At 65.8% G+C, this 14,160-nt stretch carries 13 protein-coding genes; 8 read left to right on the forward strand and 5 right to left on the reverse strand.

Features of this window, described 5'->3' with window-relative positions:
* The first annotated feature begins 20 nt into the window (after window positions 1-20).
* Window positions 21-734, forward strand: coding sequence for a hypothetical protein (locus SynWH8101_RS00980; RefSeq protein ID WP_370587004.1), 714 nt, complete (start codon window positions 21-23; stop codon window positions 732-734).
* Window positions 734-1,564 carry a 3-deoxy-manno-octulosonate cytidylyltransferase gene (gene kdsB / locus SynWH8101_RS00985; protein WP_130128204.1) on the forward strand — a complete coding sequence of 277 codons (831 nt, stop codon included), beginning with the start codon at window positions 734-736 and terminating at the stop codon, window positions 1,562-1,564. Before SynWH8101_RS00980 ends, kdsB begins: the two co-directional genes overlap by 1 nt.
* Here the strand turns inward: kdsB and SynWH8101_RS00990 are convergent.
* The 3 genes from SynWH8101_RS00990 to SynWH8101_RS01000 are packed head-to-tail and all read right to left on the reverse strand — an operon-like array spanning window position 1,555 to window position 3,963.
* Window positions 1,555-2,421, reverse strand: coding sequence for a sulfotransferase (locus SynWH8101_RS00990; RefSeq protein ID WP_130128205.1), 867 nt, complete (start codon window positions 2,419-2,421; stop codon window positions 1,555-1,557). The two genes, kdsB and SynWH8101_RS00990, sit on opposite strands and share 10 nt — an antisense overlap.
* On the reverse strand, window positions 2,414-2,977 hold the full coding sequence (locus SynWH8101_RS00995; protein ID WP_130128206.1) for an HAD family hydrolase: 564 nt from the start codon (window positions 2,975-2,977) through the stop codon (window positions 2,414-2,416). The genes SynWH8101_RS00990 and SynWH8101_RS00995 overlap by 8 nt, the downstream gene beginning before the upstream one ends.
* Window positions 2,977-3,963: an SIS domain-containing protein gene (locus SynWH8101_RS01000; RefSeq protein WP_130128207.1), complete on the reverse strand. Its 987-nt coding sequence runs from the start codon at window positions 3,961-3,963 to the stop codon at window positions 2,977-2,979. The genes SynWH8101_RS00995 and SynWH8101_RS01000 overlap by 1 nt, the downstream gene beginning before the upstream one ends.
* A 53-nt stretch (window positions 3,964-4,016) precedes the next feature.
* On the opposite strand from SynWH8101_RS01000, the gene SynWH8101_RS01005 reads away from it, so the two are divergent.
* From SynWH8101_RS01005 to SynWH8101_RS01025, 5 genes are read left to right on the forward strand one after another with little or no spacing between them, the layout of a single operon-like run.
* Window positions 4,017-5,093: a glycosyltransferase gene (locus tag SynWH8101_RS01005; RefSeq protein WP_130128208.1), complete on the forward strand. Its 1,077-nt coding sequence runs from the start codon at window positions 4,017-4,019 to the stop codon at window positions 5,091-5,093.
* Between the two features lie 11 nt (window positions 5,094-5,104).
* Complete coding sequence (locus tag SynWH8101_RS01010; RefSeq protein ID WP_130128209.1) at window positions 5,105-6,385, forward strand: M48 family metallopeptidase; 1,281 nt, start codon at window positions 5,105-5,107, stop codon at window positions 6,383-6,385.
* Between the two features lie 2 nt (window positions 6,386-6,387).
* Entirely contained in the window at window positions 6,388-7,662 is a 1,275-nt protein-coding gene (locus SynWH8101_RS01015; protein ID WP_165380892.1) for a CCA tRNA nucleotidyltransferase, read from the forward strand.
* Window positions 7,659-9,104: a hypothetical protein gene (locus SynWH8101_RS01020; RefSeq protein ID WP_254427997.1), complete on the forward strand. Its 1,446-nt coding sequence runs from the start codon at window positions 7,659-7,661 to the stop codon at window positions 9,102-9,104. The genes SynWH8101_RS01015 and SynWH8101_RS01020 overlap by 4 nt, the downstream gene beginning before the upstream one ends.
* A gap of 44 nt (window positions 9,105-9,148) precedes the next feature.
* Entirely contained in the window at window positions 9,149-10,006 is an 858-nt protein-coding gene (locus SynWH8101_RS01025; protein WP_130128210.1) for a sulfotransferase, read from the forward strand.
* Window positions 10,007-10,016: 10 nt separating this feature from the next.
* Here the strand turns inward: SynWH8101_RS01025 and SynWH8101_RS01030 are convergent, their stop codons facing one another.
* Window positions 10,017-10,331, reverse strand: a complete 315-nt coding sequence (locus SynWH8101_RS01030) for a hypothetical protein (protein WP_130128211.1) — start codon at window positions 10,329-10,331, stop codon at window positions 10,017-10,019.
* A 23-nt stretch (window positions 10,332-10,354) separates the two neighbouring features.
* Window positions 10,355-11,710 (reverse strand): hypothetical protein, encoded by a 1,356-nt coding sequence (locus tag SynWH8101_RS01035; protein ID WP_130128212.1) that lies wholly within the window; start codon window positions 11,708-11,710, stop codon window positions 10,355-10,357.
* Window positions 11,711-11,747: 37 nt separating this feature from the next.
* Between SynWH8101_RS01035 and SynWH8101_RS01040 the strand changes: the two genes are divergently transcribed.
* The gene (locus SynWH8101_RS01040; protein WP_130128213.1) at window positions 11,748-14,159 is read left to right on the forward strand and encodes a UvrD-helicase domain-containing protein; all 2,412 of its coding nucleotides are present in this window, start codon (window positions 11,748-11,750) and stop codon (window positions 14,157-14,159) included.
* Window position 14,160 lies beyond the last annotated feature (1 nt).

Raw genomic sequence — 14,160 nt, forward strand, 5'->3', positions numbered from 1 at the left:
CGTAATCTGCGCCCCAACCTGTGCGGCTGGCTGTGGCGGTGACTCCGATCCCGATTTTCATCGGCTACGACCCGCGCGAGCGGGCCGCCACCAATGTGCTGATCGACAGCCTGGTTCAACACAGCTCTGCGCCTCTGGCGATCACGCCCCTGGTGACGCCCCAGCTGGAGGCCCAGGGGTTGTATCGGCGCGAGCGCGACCCGAAGCAGAGCACGGCGTTTTCCTTCACTCGCTTTCTGGTGCCCCACCTGATGGGCTACGAGGGCTGGGCGATTTTCATGGATTGCGACATGCTTTGCCGCGGCGACATCGCGGCGCTGTGGCATCAGCGCGATGAGCAGTACGCCGCCATGTGCGTGCAGCACGAGCATGTGCCCGGTGAAACGGTGAAGTTCCTCGGTGAGGTGCAGAGCGCTTACCCGAAGAAGAATTGGAGCTCCCTGATGCTGCTCAACTGCAGCCGCTGCACCAAGCTCACGGTGGAGTATGTGAACACCGCCACCGGCCTGGAACTGCATCGCTTCCATTGGCTCGAGGGCGACCATGCCATCGGGGCGATCGATTCGAGCTGGAACCATCTGGTGGATGTGCAGGATGCCGATGGCGCCGCCGCTGCCTCGCTGCTGCACTGGACCCTGGGCGGCCCCTGGTTCCGGGAGCAGCGGAGCATGGGCGGTGGGCTGGCGGCGGAATGGTTCGGTGCCCGCGATGACGCCATGAGGCTCTGGGACTGATGCCAATTCAACGCACCATCCAACGCACCGTCGTGGCCGTGCCGGCCCGCCTGCAGTCCTCGCGCCTGCCCAACAAGGTGCTGGCGGAGATCGGCGGCAAGCCCATGCTCCAGCGGGTGCTGGAGCAGTGCGCCAAGGCGTCAGGGCCGGCTGCGGTGGTGCTCTGCACCGACAGCGACCGCCTGCAGGCTGCTGCTGCGGCCTGGGGGGTTCCGGTGTTGATGACTTCGCCGCACTGCAGTTCCGGCAGTGAGCGGATTGCTTCGGTTGCTGATCAACTGGTGGCCCTGGCCTGGGATGCGCCAGTTGCCGACTGGGACGACGCCAGCCGTCAGCAGCGGCTGGCGAGCACTGCGGTGATCAACGTGCAGGGGGACCAGCCGTTTCTGGATCCGGCGGTGGTGACGGCGATGGACGCGGAATTCCGTCGTCGTGACCCGGTGCCGGCGGTGGTGACGCCGGTGTATCGGCTCCAGCCGGACACGATTCACAATCCGGCGGTGGTCAAGACCCTGCTGGCCCACGACGGCCGCGCCCTGTATTTCTCCCGCTCGGCGATCCCCCATGTGCGCGATGTGGATCCGGCCGATTGGCATCACCACAGCCCCTACTGGGGCCATGTGGGCCTCTACGGCTTCCGCGGTGATGTGCTGGCGGCCTGGGATCAGCTACCGGCGTCACCGCTGGAGGATCTGGAGCGGTTGGAGCAGTTGCGCCTGATCGAAGCAGGCCACACGATCAGCACCTTCGCCGTGGAGGGCACTTCCCTGTCGGTCGACACGCCCGAGCAGCTGGAGCAGGCGCGCCAGATGGCAGTGGGTCAAGCCTGAGTCCAGCGGCTGGTGGTGGGCCACAGCCGTTGGAGATCCAGATTCGGTAGCGCCTGTTGTGCCCGCTTGAGATCGTCGGCGTGTTGGCGACCCATCTCTGCCAGCAGGTCATCGGGAATCACCGTCTTGGTGGCGCTCACGTTTACCTTCTCTCCCCAGGCGGGTTCTTGGTAGGGGATGCCAAGGAAGTGGCAGAGCCCTGAGTAGGTGGGTGTTGTGAACAGGGTTTCGAACAGGCCAACAAAGCAGTGCTCCAAGCCAAAGGCCTGATCGAGAGCGTCGAGGGTCTGGCCGTAGTGGCTGCGCAGTCCGCGTCCTTTGGTCACCCGTTGGCGCAGGGTGGCCACTTCTGTGGCGGCATCCCGCAGCCCCTGCTTGCGCAGCTTCATCCGTTGGCTGGAGATCAGGCGCTCGATCGGATCGCGCATCAGAAACACGGGCCGCACCGGAATGCCCCGCTGCGCGAAAGCGTCGCGGATTTCGCCCAGGGTGGCGGCGCTGAGCAGGGCATAGGAGGGGGTGATGTCGCCGGTGAGCCGCACCGGACCGCTGCGCAGGCGGGGGCGTTGCAACAGCCAGGTGAAGTAGTCGACGTAGCGCTGCGGTTTGCGGATGAACCACTGGCGCAGCCAGCTGCGGGGTTGAATCCAACTGCCGGGGCGGCGGATGTCGACGTCGAGGCGGCGGAAGCGGGCGAGTTCGGGCACCGTCCGGGCGTCGTGCACGTGGTATTCCTTCAGCACCCCGAAATCGGCATCGGGGCGGCTGTGCAGCTGCTGATGCAGCCAGGAGGTGCCCGCCTTCTGGGCGCCGACGCCGAGCAGGAACACGCCCGGCGTTGCTTGGCCCTCAGTCATTGCGATCTCTCCAGCCGTGGCGGTGCAGGCTCTGCCATTCGCCGCGGGCCTGCAGGATCCGCTCCGCCAGCTCCCGCACGGCACCGTGGCCGCCGCGCTGGTGAAGCACGGCATCGGCCTGGCGGCGCAGGGGCCGAGCCGCATCCACCGGTGCCAGCAGCAGGCGCACCTGCTGGCGCACGGCCAGGTCGTTGAGGTCATCGCCGAGGAAGGCGGTGGTGGCGCTGGTCACGCCGAGCTGCTGTTGCAGCTGCGCCAGGGCCACGGGCTTGTCCTTGATGCCCACCAGGCAATGCGCGATGCCCAATTGGCGGGCCCGCACCTCGGTGGCGCCGCCCTTGCCGCCGCTGAGGAAGGCCAGGTTGAGTCCCGCCTGCTGCAGTAGGCGGATGCCGAGGCCATCGCGCACGTCAAAGCGCTTCTGCAGCTGCCCTGCCGGATCGAACCAGAGGCCGCCGTCGGTGAGCACGCCGTCCACATCGAGCACTAGCAGCTCTAGAGCCGCCAGGGCCGGCCGTTGCTGGCGCCATTGCCATTCGCGCAGGAGGCGTCGCATCAGGCCAGCCCCGCCTGCACCAGATCGTGCAGCCGTAGCAGCCCCTGAAGCCGGTCGCTGGCATCCACCACCGGCAGCACCCCGATCGGTTTGCGCCGGTTGTGTTCCATGCGCTGGAGCGCTTCCACCGCCAGCAGATCGGCGGCCACGGTGATCGGGTCGGCGGTCATCAGGTCGGTGGCGGTGAGGCTGGCCCAGCGATCGCTGCCGTGGTTGCGCAGGGCACGGCGCAGGTCGCCGTCGGTGATCAGGCCGATCAATCGGCCCGCCTGCTGGGGATCCTCCACCCAGCCGCTGCCGATCGCCCCCTGGGTGAGGCGGCCGATCACCTCGGGCAGAGGGGTGGTGGGCTGCAGCGGGGGCAGTTGGGCTGCGGGCACCATCAGGTCGGCCACGGTCATGGTGAGCTGTTTGCCCAGGGAGCCGGCCGGGTGATTGAGGGCGAAATCGGCGGGGGAGATTCCGCGCCGCTCCATCCACACCGCCGCCAGGGCGTCGCCGATCGCCATCGCCACCGCTGTGCTGGCGGTAGGGGCGAGGTTGAGGGGGCACACCTCCCGATCCACCGATGCCTCCAGCACCACATCGCTGCCGCGGGCCAGGGAGGAGTCCGAGCGGCCCACCAGGGCGATCCGGGCGGTGCCGCGACGCTTCAGGTGGGGCAGCACCTCCAGCAGTTCACTGGTTTCACCGCTGTTGGAGAGCAGCAGGCAGACGTCGTCGGGGGCCACCACCCCCAGATCGCCGTGCAGGGCATCGAGGGGATTGAGATAGAGGGCCATCAGGCCGATCGAAGAGAAGGTGGCGGCGATCTTGCGCGCCACGATGCCGCTCTTGCCCACGCCGGTGATCACCAGCTTGGCCTTCCGGTCGGCGCAGCGCTCCAGCAGTTCCAGGGCCCCTTCCACCTGCCCACCGCTCAGGCGTTCGGCAGCGGCGGCGATGGCGGCCGCCTCTTCCTGCAGGCAGCGGGTGAGGGCAGACAAGGCGGTGCCGGTAAGGTCGAACCGATTCTGCGGCTTGATCCGGCCCGGACACCATGGCACTGCGGGGCACGGGATGGATGCGAGAGCGTTGGCGCCGCGTTCTCGGTCGTTTGCAGCCTGGCTCTGAGTGCAGGACGACGCTTGCGTTGGATCCGTTGGGTCCGCGGCGCCTGGTGGGCTATCTCGGCGATAAAGACTGGAGTCTGCGCTTCATCTGGAAGGATCTGATTGCAACCCAGGCGATGGAGGGGGTGCATGGCCTGCAAGCGCTGGATCCAGAGCAACTCAAGGACGCGTGCCGGGGTGCTGATGCCCACGTGCTGGTGCTGTCGCACGGCCACCTGAAGACGGTGCTGCAGGCGGGCGTGCCGGCGGAGCGGGTGCTGCTGTATTTCGACCACGTGCGCCTGGGCAAGCGGCTGCGCGGTTTGCAGGGGCTCGGTGCCGTGCTCGCCCAGAACTGGTTTGAGCTGGAGCTGCTGGCGATCGCCGGCGCCCAACCGGAGACGCTGCATCACTTCCCGGTGGGTGTGGATCGACGACTCTTCTATCCCCCTGAAGCCAAGGGCGACACCGCTGCGCCCTCCCGCTCGCTCGATGTGGTGTTTCTCGGTCAATACGTGCCAGAACGCATCGCCAGTTACCACCGGCGCAAGCGAATCGCGTTCGAAGCCGACCTGGCCTCAGCCCTGGTAGAGGCCGGGCTGCGGGTGGCGATTCTCGGTCCGGGCTGGGAGGGCGCTGAGCATCCCCTGCATGCCGATGTGCAGTGTCTGGATCTCCCCCATGCCGGCTTCGGGGCGCTGTTGCGCTCCGCCCGCCTGGTCTGTTCAGTCTCGGCGCAGGAGGGCGGGCCGCTTTCTTTTCTGGAGGGGCTGGCCTGCGGTTGCCTGATGGTGTCCACGATGACGGGGTTTGCGCTCGACTTTGCTTCGGGATCGGATGGTGTCTGGCATGTGCCGCTACGGGCTCCAAGGGAGGCCTGGGTGGAGCGCATCCAGGCGGTTCTGGCTGAGGAGCAACCGCAGGTTGGTTCGCTTAGTGCGGGTCGGGAGCAGTTGCTGCAGGAGGCCGATTTTGAGGTGCTGGCCGCCAAGCTCGTGGACCTGTGCTGGGGGGAGGTTCGCTGATGGGTCAGGCTATGGCGGTGCTGAGGCGTGCCACGACGCTGGTGGAGCGGTTGGCGGGGCCGCGCACTACGCAGCGGCTGCTGTTGGCGATGGCGCGTGGCACGCCGTTCTGGCCTGAAGGTGCGTTGATCGGGGCCCGTCTCTGCGCCAAGAAGAACTGGTTCAGCACCTCGATCGCCATCGGCTCCCTAGGCCTGAAGCGGCGCCCGATGGCGCCCGAATTGCGTTTGGTGGTGGCCGATTCCTGCCTCGCCGACGGCCAGCCGGCGTTGGCGCTGGAGCACGCCCAGGCTCTGATCGGGGCGGACCCCGATGGCTTTGACGGGTATCACATCGCCAGTGAGAGCCTGCTGCTGCTGGGTCGGGCGCCGGAATCGATCGCCCTCCTGGAGCAGGGGCTGCAGCGCTGCGCCGATTCAAAGCAAGGCGGACGCTCCCGCCACGTGCAGCGCCACCTGCAGGCCTATGCCCGGCGCTCGTGGTGTCCGTTGTATGACCTTTGGACACAGTCGGTGTTGGCGGAGGCGTGCCCGGAGCTCGAGCCGGCCAAGCCTCTGGTCACGCCGTTGCGCTGGCGACCCCAGGCCATCCAGTACTGGAGTCAGGGGCGGCCACCGGCGGATGTGGCGGCCTACACCGAGCGCTGGAATCGGGTGCTCGACAGCCTTGGCTTGGATCCAGTCGACGTGTTTGACCGCTCGGCGGCACGGTCGTGGATGGCCAGCCATTGCCCCGCCTTTCTGGTCTCGTTTGACTCGGCACCCCATTACGCCGCCGAATCGGATGTGTTCCGCCTGGCCTATGCCTCGGTGGCCGACTGCCTCTGGCTCGACAGCGATCTGCTCCCTGCCGAGAGTGCAGCTGCCGTCTTGAAGAAGGCCCTGGGCGAGGACGCCAGCCTGTTGTTTCTCAAGCGCAAGGTGCCCTATCTGCAGAGCAGCGTGTTCATGGCCAGAAGGGGCTGTCCGTTCTTCGCGGCGATGGCCCGAAGCCTGCAGGGTTTCGACTACGCCAGCCCCGAGTTCGCTGGTGTCAGCCGTCTGCATCTGATCCACGACCTGTCCTTCGGCCCGGCCCGCTATGCCGACACGCTGGTGCAGCTTTGTGAGCAGCATCAACCAGTGCAGGCTTGTCATCACCAGCTGCCTTGGCTGCAACAGATGCAGTTTCCGCAGTTTTCCCTGTCTTTCTTCAGCGGACCGCTGCTGGTGGCGGGTGGTGGTCATCGCTTGGCCTACAAAACCACCGCAAGCCACTGGAAGGTGTGGGCGCGGCAGCAGGAGGGCGCGTAGGCATGCCCATCCCGGCTGCCATCAGCCTCCCGGGCATTCCTGCGTCATTGCTTGAGGCCCTGCAGGCGGAGGTGCGGCGGCAGGGGCTGGGCGTGCTGGCGTTGGTGGGGGGCGCGGTGCGGGATGCCCTGCTTCATCACGAGCATCGCGATCCCTGGCGTGGCCTGCCTGACCTTGATCTGGTGGTGGAGGGATCCAGTGAGCGCCTGGCCCAAGGGTTGCGGCAGCAGCTGGGGCCGGAGCGGGTGAGCGAGCTGCGGGTGCATGGGCGCTTCGGCACGGTGGAGATGGTGGTGGATGGGGTGCTGCTCGACCTGGCGCAGGCGCGGCAGGAGCGTTACCCCGCACCGGGCGAGAACCCTATGGTGGAGCCCGGGCCGCTGCTGGAGGATTTGGCGCGCCGGGATTTCAGCGTCAATGCGATGGCGCTGCTGCTCACTCCGGATTCAGGCCCTGCCACTGGTGCGCTGCCGCTGTCGACGCTGCTCGATCCCCATGGTGGCCGCCAGCACCTGGCGCAGCGGCAATTGATGTTTCTGCATCCCAGCAGCGTGGCCGACGACCCCACCCGAGTGATCCGGGCGGCCCGTTACGCCGCCCGCCTCGGCTTCAGCCTCGCCCCGCAGGCGCTTGATCAGCTGCAACGCACGCTTCAGGCCTGGCCCTGGCGTTGGCGCCCTGGCGAGGATCCGGCCAGCGCCCCACCGGCGCTCGCCACCCGCTTGCGCATGGAGCTTGAGCTGCTGTTGGAGCGGGAGGCCTGGGCTGTGGCCCTCGCCCAGCTCCAGGCCTGGGGTGCCCTGGTGCTGCTGGATCCGCTCCTGCAACAGCACCCCCGGGCGCTGCAGCGGCGCCTGCGTTGGGCTGCAAGGTTGCAGCTTCCCCTGCTCAGCGCCCTCGTGGCCGGGGCCGACGCACCGCTGGAATTGGCCGCGCGTCTGCAGTTGCCGCACCAGCAGCAACGCTGGCTCGAGGAGCTGGTCGACTTTCAGGCTTGGCTCACGGAGCAGGTGCTGCCTGAGGCCTGGCAGGCCTGGAGCCCGGCCCGTTGGTGTGCGGCCTTGGAGACACGGCCCTGGCCTCCAGACGTGGTGGCACTGGCGGTGAGCCTGCAAGGACCGTGTTGGCGGCCCCTGCTGCGCTGGTGGGGCCGCTGGCGTCACGTGACGCCACCTTGCTCGGCCAGGGAGCTGATGGCCACCGGGCTGCAGCCGGGGCCCCAGCTGGGGGAGGCGTTGCGCCGTTTGCGCCTGCAGCGGCTGGAAGCGATGCGATGACGCGACAACCGATGCGCCTGAACCGGTTCGCTTGGCTGCTGATTCTGCTGGTGTGTGCCGCCTTTGCCCTGCGCGCTCTCAGCCTGATTGAAGCCACCGGGCTCTGGAGCGATGAGCTCTACACGGTGGGAAAGAGCTTCCAGCCGAGCCTGGCGGCGATGTTGGCGATGCTCCGGCAGGACACCCACCCGCCGCTGTATTACGGCCTGCTCTGGGGCTGGGGGCAACTGCTGCCTCCATCGGGCCTCTCGCTGCGACTGTTCTCCTGGCTGGCTTACCTGGCCGGCGGGGTGTTGATCACGGCCCAGGCGCGGGCGCTGGCCAGTGATCAGGGCGCTGCTGGGGCCCAGCCGAGGGTTGCGATGGCCCTGGCGGCCCTGTTGGCCTTTTGTTCGCCCTATCCGGTGCGCTTCGCGATCGAGGGCAAGGGCTATGCCCTGCTGGTGCTGCTGGTGGCCTTGGCCTGGTGGTGGCGTCGGGCCGGTCGTCCTGGGCTGTATGGCCTGGCGGTGGCGCTGGCCGCCTGCACCCACTACTACGGCCTCTTTCTCTTCGCGGCCGCGGCCTTCTGGGATGGCTGGCAGCGGCGCTGGCGGGTGGCCGGGGCTGCTGCGCTCGGCTTGCTGCCGGCGTTGGCCTGGATGGCCCTGGCGTCTGCCTATCTGATGCGCAGTGGCACGGGGGCCTGGATCGGCCGCCCGGATTTCGCCCTCCTGGAAGACACCCTGGCGCGGGCGCTGGGCCTCTGGCCCCTGCCGAAACTGGCCCTGCTTGTGCTGGCGTTCTGGGCGATCCGGCGTTGGGGTGGGGCGTGCCCAGACCCTGGGTTGGCCTTGGCGGATCGCAGCGGCCTGACGCCGTCGCTGTGGATGGTGCTGGCGGTGGTGTTGGTGTCGTTCTGGAAGCCGCTGGCCTTCAGCCGTTATTTCGTGGTGTTGCTGCCGGCCCTGATCCCCTGGTTGGCGGTGCAGGTGGCGGCCTGGCGCCTGAACCGGCGGGGCGCCGTGATCGGCGCGGCGGCGTTGGCGGTGCTGCTGCTGAGCTGGTGGTGGCACAGCTTTCAGGAGCTCGACCCTGCGGTGAATGGCCATGGCACCCGGGAGAGCGATGACTTTCAGCTGCTCAGCCAGCGCCTGGGGGGTGAGCCGGATCGCTTCTCCCGCCGCGAGCGTTTGCTCAACCTCAGCGACCGGATCGAGGTGGCGGCGGGGCGGATGCCAGCACCAAGCCAGCCCTGGCGAGATGCAGCCAGCCTCGATGCCCTTCTGGCGCGAGACAACAGACCCTCGGAGCTCTGGCTGGCCGACAGCGGCGACCGTGCCGGTGTGGCCCCGCGTCTCAAACCCTTGAGGCGCCGCGCTGAAGCGGCGGGATACCGCTGTGAGCGGCTGGAACTGGCCAGCCCCTATGCCCAGGCCATGCGCTGCAGGATGGGGTCCTGACCGACGCACGCCATAGGCTCTCCGCAGCCACGAACCAGCCGCCGATGCCCCGGGTGGTGTACATCACAAGCCGCGGCCACAGCGGCTCCACCCTGTTGTCGCTGCTGCTCAGCGGTCACAGCCGGGTGGTGAGCGCCGGTGAACTGAAGATGTTGGTGCAGCCCGACCCCCAGCGGCGCCTCTGCAGCTGCCATCGCTTGGTGGCCGATGCCTGCCCGTTCTGGCGTCAGGTGCAGGAGCGGGTGATCGGCGCGGTGGGAGTGCCCTTGGCCCAATTGGCGCTCACCGATCAGGGCGATGCTTCCACGTTCGCGCGCCACAACGGGGCTCTCTTTGCCGCGATTGCGGCGGTGAGCGGCTGCGATGTGATCGTGGATTCCTCCAAGTCGTTGCCGCGTTTGCTGCGACTGCAGGAGGCGTGCCAGAGCGGCACTGGATCCGGTTTCGAACTGCTACCAATTCACCTGCATCGGGGGCCGTTCGGTTCGATGAACAGCGCCCGCAAGCGGGGGGAGGAGCTGCGTCGCGCTGCGTTCAACTACAGCCGAATGTTTTTTCTCACCCGGGAGGGGTTGCGGCGCCAGCGCTCCCTGCGGGTGTATTACGAACGCCTGGCAGCGGAACCGCGCGCCGAGATGGCCCGGGTGATGGCCTGGCTTGGCCTGCCTCTGGAGGAGGCGCAGTTTCAGTGGCGGGAGGGCGTGCGGCGCGACATTCACGGCAACGCCATGCGCTTTGGCAGCTCGGCGGAGATCCGCGTGGATCAGAGCTGGCGCCACCAGCTCAGCTGGCGCCAGAAACTGGGCGTGTTCGCCTGGACCCTGCCGGTGCGGCTGCGCTCGCAGTGGTTGTTTCAGCGCACGCGCCGCCTGATCGAACCGGGCTTACGGCCTTTTGCCTGAAGTCGAATGCTCACGGTTGGTATTCGTAAATCAAGACTTTCTTGCTGCGTGGCTGGTCGATGAGGATTGGCTTGAAATGACCCTGGCTTTCTGCGAATTTGGAGATTCTTCCGCTGTAGATGTTGGCCAGGAGGTCGCCTGGCTGGGGGTGGTAAGCCTGGCCGTGATTGGCGCCGTTCACAATGCGATAGCTCTTTGTCTTGAGATCGGCCTCGATGAGTCGATCGTGCCTGATGCGAGAGTATTCGGGCTGGGCAAGTCCAGTCCAGCTATGTACGAAGATCAGATTGACATCTTGACCGGCTTTCTTTTTTTCTTCCGCCAAGGTGTTCAGTTGGTTGACGGCACTCAGCAATGTTCTTGTGTAGACCAGATTTCCGTTACTTGTTTGGCAAATGTTGTGTCTTGTTTGGAGTCCATCCAGAGGATGGTGCCTGTGAGCCCCAGGCCTGCCAAGGTAATCGCACTTGGTTTTCGTGTTCTGGCTTCTAATGGGGGAGCGATCACGCTGAGCCACACAACGGTGAGGTCCATCACTGTCACCAGTTGCACGGGCAAGGTCCAGAAGCTGTGGAAGGGGTAGCCGACACTGAGAAATAGGGCGAACGCATAGGCTAGGGCTGATGCGTTGAGACCATCGATTAATCCCAGCTGACAGCGCCCTCGCTGAATCAAAATTGCTCGAATCAAGCTGAAGGCGATCAGGGCGATCAAGCGTGGATCGGCTTCGAAGAGAAATTGTTTGTCTTGGTAAAATGCTCCTCCATCCAGATAGAGGCTAGGGATCAGGCTCAAGACGAGGTAGGCAATCGCTGTGATGCCAATCAAAGAGCACAGCCACCGCTCGAGGGGATGGTTGGTCCAGGCCTTTCGCCAGCCTCCACTGAGGGCAGCTGCGCCCAGTGTGAGGAGAGGTGGTGCTGTGAAGAGGATGAAGCCGATGTCTTTGATGAAGACGCCGAGGAGGGCGCAGATAAGAACCAAGTTTTGATTTGTTCGGCCTCCTTCCTGATTGTATCTCGAATAGAAGAAAATGTATCCAGCGAAGCACAGAGTGAGCATGCGCTCGCAGTAGATAAACTGAAAAAAGCTTGTTCCTGTGGCGGGATGGAAGAACAGGAGCAGGCTGACGATCAAGAGTGTGCCTGCGGTTCGATGATTGCGAGATAGTCGCTGCACGCTTTTGGTTGTGAGGATGGCGATCGCAATCAGTTCTAGGGCGTTGACCAGCATCCAGACCTTCGCGTAAGGCGTGAGCCAGCTGAGGATGTGAAGATCTTGATGGGCAAGTGGGAAAAAGCGATAGTTGTTTGATCGCATTGTTTCGCTGATCAAGCCATCGCGCAGGCTGAAGTTGTTGAGTAGGCTATCGCTGAAAATGTCGCGATACCAGCCGATCAATTCGGGGTGGTACCAGGAAGCTCCTTGCACCATCGCGATGGTGTATGCAACAAACAGAGCCGCGGCAATGGGATGGTTGGTGACTGCCTGAATCCAGCGTTGCCCTAGGCGTGCCTGTGTGGCGGTTGGAGTGCTGGGTTGCTGGTGCCGCAGTGCGTCGTAGGCGAGCCACGCGACGATCAGCAGCACCAAGCCGATGACGATGGCGTGGGAGATGTTGTTGTAAGTGTGGAGAAGTGCTCGCCCGGCTTCCGAATCGGCAGGTGGTAGGGCCTGTCTCCAGGCCGTGGGATCGATCGCCACTCCCTGAAATCCCATCAACGAGCGATAGTCTCCCAGTATGAGCTTTCTGGCCGGCCTGAACGACGCCCAACGGCGGGCGGTGGATCACCACGAGGGGCCGCTGCTGGTGGTGGCTGGGGCCGGCAGTGGCAAGACCCGGGCACTCACCCACCGGATTGCCCATCTGATCGGCGAGCACGGCGCTGATCCGGCCCAGATTCTGGCGGTGACCTTCACCAACAAGGCGGCGCGGGAGATGAAGGAGCGGCTGGAGCTGCTGCTGGCGCAGCGGTTGGCCCAGAGCCAGTTCGGCCAGCCCTGGAGCACATTGCCGCCGGTGGAGCAGCGACAGCTGCGCTCACGCATTTATCGGGAGGTGACCAAGGAGCTGTGGATTGGCACCTTCCACGCCCTTTTCGCGCGCATGCTCCGCTTCGACATCGACAAGTTCAAGGATGCGGAAGGCCTGAGCTGGACGAAGCAGTTCTCGATCTACGACGAGACCGACGCCCAGAGCCTGGTGAAGGAGATCGTCACCCAGGAGCTGCAGCTCGACCCGAAGCGTTTCGATCCCAAGAAGACACGCTGGGCGATCAGCAACGCCAAGAACCAGGGCTGGCTGCCGGATGACCTGGAGGCGAATGCAGAAGGGCAGCGGGGCAAGCTCACCGCCGATGTGTATCGGCGCTATCGCAAGGCCCTGGCGGCCAACAATGCCCTCGATTTCGATGATCTGCTGCTGCTGCCCGTGCAGTTGCTGCAGCAGAACGAGCAGGTGCGCGCCTACTGGCACCGCCGCTTCCGGCATGTGCTGGTGGATGAGTATCAAGACACCAACCGCACCCAATACGAGCTGATCAAGCTGCTCGTGACTGATGGTGTGGATCCCCAGGCCTACGACAACTGGAGCGGCCGCTCGGTGTTTGTGGTGGGTGATGCCGACCAGAGCATCTACAGCTTCCGGGCTGCTGATTTCACGATCCTGATGGGCTTTCAGGACGATTTCGGCGATAAGGCTCCCGACGACAGCACCCGCACGATGGTGAAGCTGGAGGAGAACTACCGCTCCACCGCCACGATCCTGGAGGCGGCCAATGCCCTGATCGCCCATAACAGCGAGCGGATCGACAAGGTGCTGCGGCCCACCCGCGGCGAAGGGGAGCTGATCGCGCTCACTCGCTGCGACGACGAGATCGCCGAAGCCGAAGCGGTGGTGCACCGGCTGCGGATGATGGAGGCGGCCAACCCGGAGCTGGGCTGGGGGGATATGGCGGTGCTATATCGCACCAATGCCCAGTCGCGGGCGATCGAGGAATCGCTGGTGCGCTGGCGCATCCCCTATGTGGTGGTGGGGGGCCTGCGCTTTTACGACCGGCGAGAGATCAAGGATCTGCTCGCCTATCTGCGCCTGTTGGTGAACCCGGCCGACACCGTCAGCCTGCTGCGGGTGATCAACGTGCCGCGGCGCGGTATTGGCAAAACCACGATTCAGCGGCTCACCGATGCGGCCAATCAGCTGGGCATTCCGCTCTGGGATGTGGTGAGCGATCCGGAGGCGGTGCGCTCCCTCGGTGGCCGTTCCGCCAAGGGGCTGCTGCAGTTCTGCGAACTGATCAACAGCCTCCAGGCCCGGGTTCAGGAGGCGGCCCCCTCGGAGCTGATCCAGACGGTGATGGAGCAGAGCGGCTACGTGAGTGAGCTGATCGCTGAGGCCACCGATGAGGCGGAGGAGCGGCGCCGCAACCTGCAGGAGCTGGTGAATGCGGCGCTGCAATACCAGGAGGAGAACGACGAGGGCGATCTGGAAGGCTTCCTGGCCTCCGCCGCCCTGGCCAGTGATGCCGACAGCAAGGACACCGCCGCCGATCGCGTCACCCTGATGACCCTGCACAGCAGTAAAGGGCTGGAATTTCCGGTGGTGTGTCTGGTGGGGCTGGAGCAGGGGTTGTTCCCCAGTTACCGCTCGCTGGATGATCCAGCGTCGCTGGAGGAGGAGCGGCGGCTCTGCTATGTGGGCATCACCCGCGCCAAGGAGCGACTGTTCCTCTCCCATGCGAGTGAGCGGCGGCTCTGGGGTGGCATGCGCGAGGCGGCGGTGCCGAGTGTGTTTCTCTCCGAGCTGCCGGAGGCCCTGGTGCAGGGCGACATCCCCCGCAGCGGAGGCGCGGCGCTGCGGCGCGAGCAGCGGCTGGAGCGACTCACCCGGGTGGATCGGCCCGACGCTCGCCAGGTCGCTGCAGGGGGGGCGGCCAGTGCGCCAGCGAATGCGGTGCGGCGACGCCAGGCGGGGCCGGCACCGGGCAAGAGCTGGAGCGTGGGCGATCGGGTGCTGCACGCCAGCTTCGGGGAAGGGGAGATCACCCACACCTTCGGCAGCGGTGAGAAGGTGTCGATCGCGGTGAAATTCGCTGGCATGGGCCCGAAGATCCTCGATCCGCGCCTGGCGCCGATTCAGCCGCTGGGGGGCTGAG

This window comes from Synechococcus sp. WH 8101 (assembly GCF_004209775.1).
Lineage (GTDB): Bacteria > Cyanobacteriota > Cyanobacteriia > PCC-6307 > Cyanobiaceae > Synechococcus_C.

Excerpts from the sequence above, each read along its gene's own strand:
- SynWH8101_RS01005 (WP_130128208.1), top strand. The coding sequence starts at position 4,017 with ATGGCACTGCGGGGCACGGGATGGATGCGAGAGCGTTGGCGCCGCGTT.
- SynWH8101_RS01020 (WP_254427997.1), top strand. The coding sequence starts at position 7,659 with ATGACGCGACAACCGATGCGCCTGAACCGGTTCGCTTGGCTGCTGATT.
- SynWH8101_RS01010 (WP_130128209.1), top strand. The coding sequence starts at position 5,105 with ATGGCGGTGCTGAGGCGTGCCACGACGCTGGTGGAGCGGTTGGCGGGG.
- SynWH8101_RS01025 (WP_130128210.1), top strand. The coding sequence starts at position 9,149 with ATGCCCCGGGTGGTGTACATCACAAGCCGCGGCCACAGCGGCTCCACC.
- SynWH8101_RS00995 (WP_130128206.1), bottom strand. The coding sequence starts at position 2,977 with ATGCGACGCCTCCTGCGCGAATGGCAATGGCGCCAGCAACGGCCGGCC.
- SynWH8101_RS01040 (WP_130128213.1), top strand. The coding sequence starts at position 11,748 with ATGAGCTTTCTGGCCGGCCTGAACGACGCCCAACGGCGGGCGGTGGAT.
- kdsB (WP_130128204.1), top strand. The coding sequence starts at position 734 with ATGCCAATTCAACGCACCATCCAACGCACCGTCGTGGCCGTGCCGGCC.
- SynWH8101_RS00990 (WP_130128205.1), bottom strand. The coding sequence starts at position 2,421 with ATGACTGAGGGCCAAGCAACGCCGGGCGTGTTCCTGCTCGGCGTCGGC.
- SynWH8101_RS01015 (WP_165380892.1), top strand. The coding sequence starts at position 6,388 with ATGCCCATCCCGGCTGCCATCAGCCTCCCGGGCATTCCTGCGTCATTG.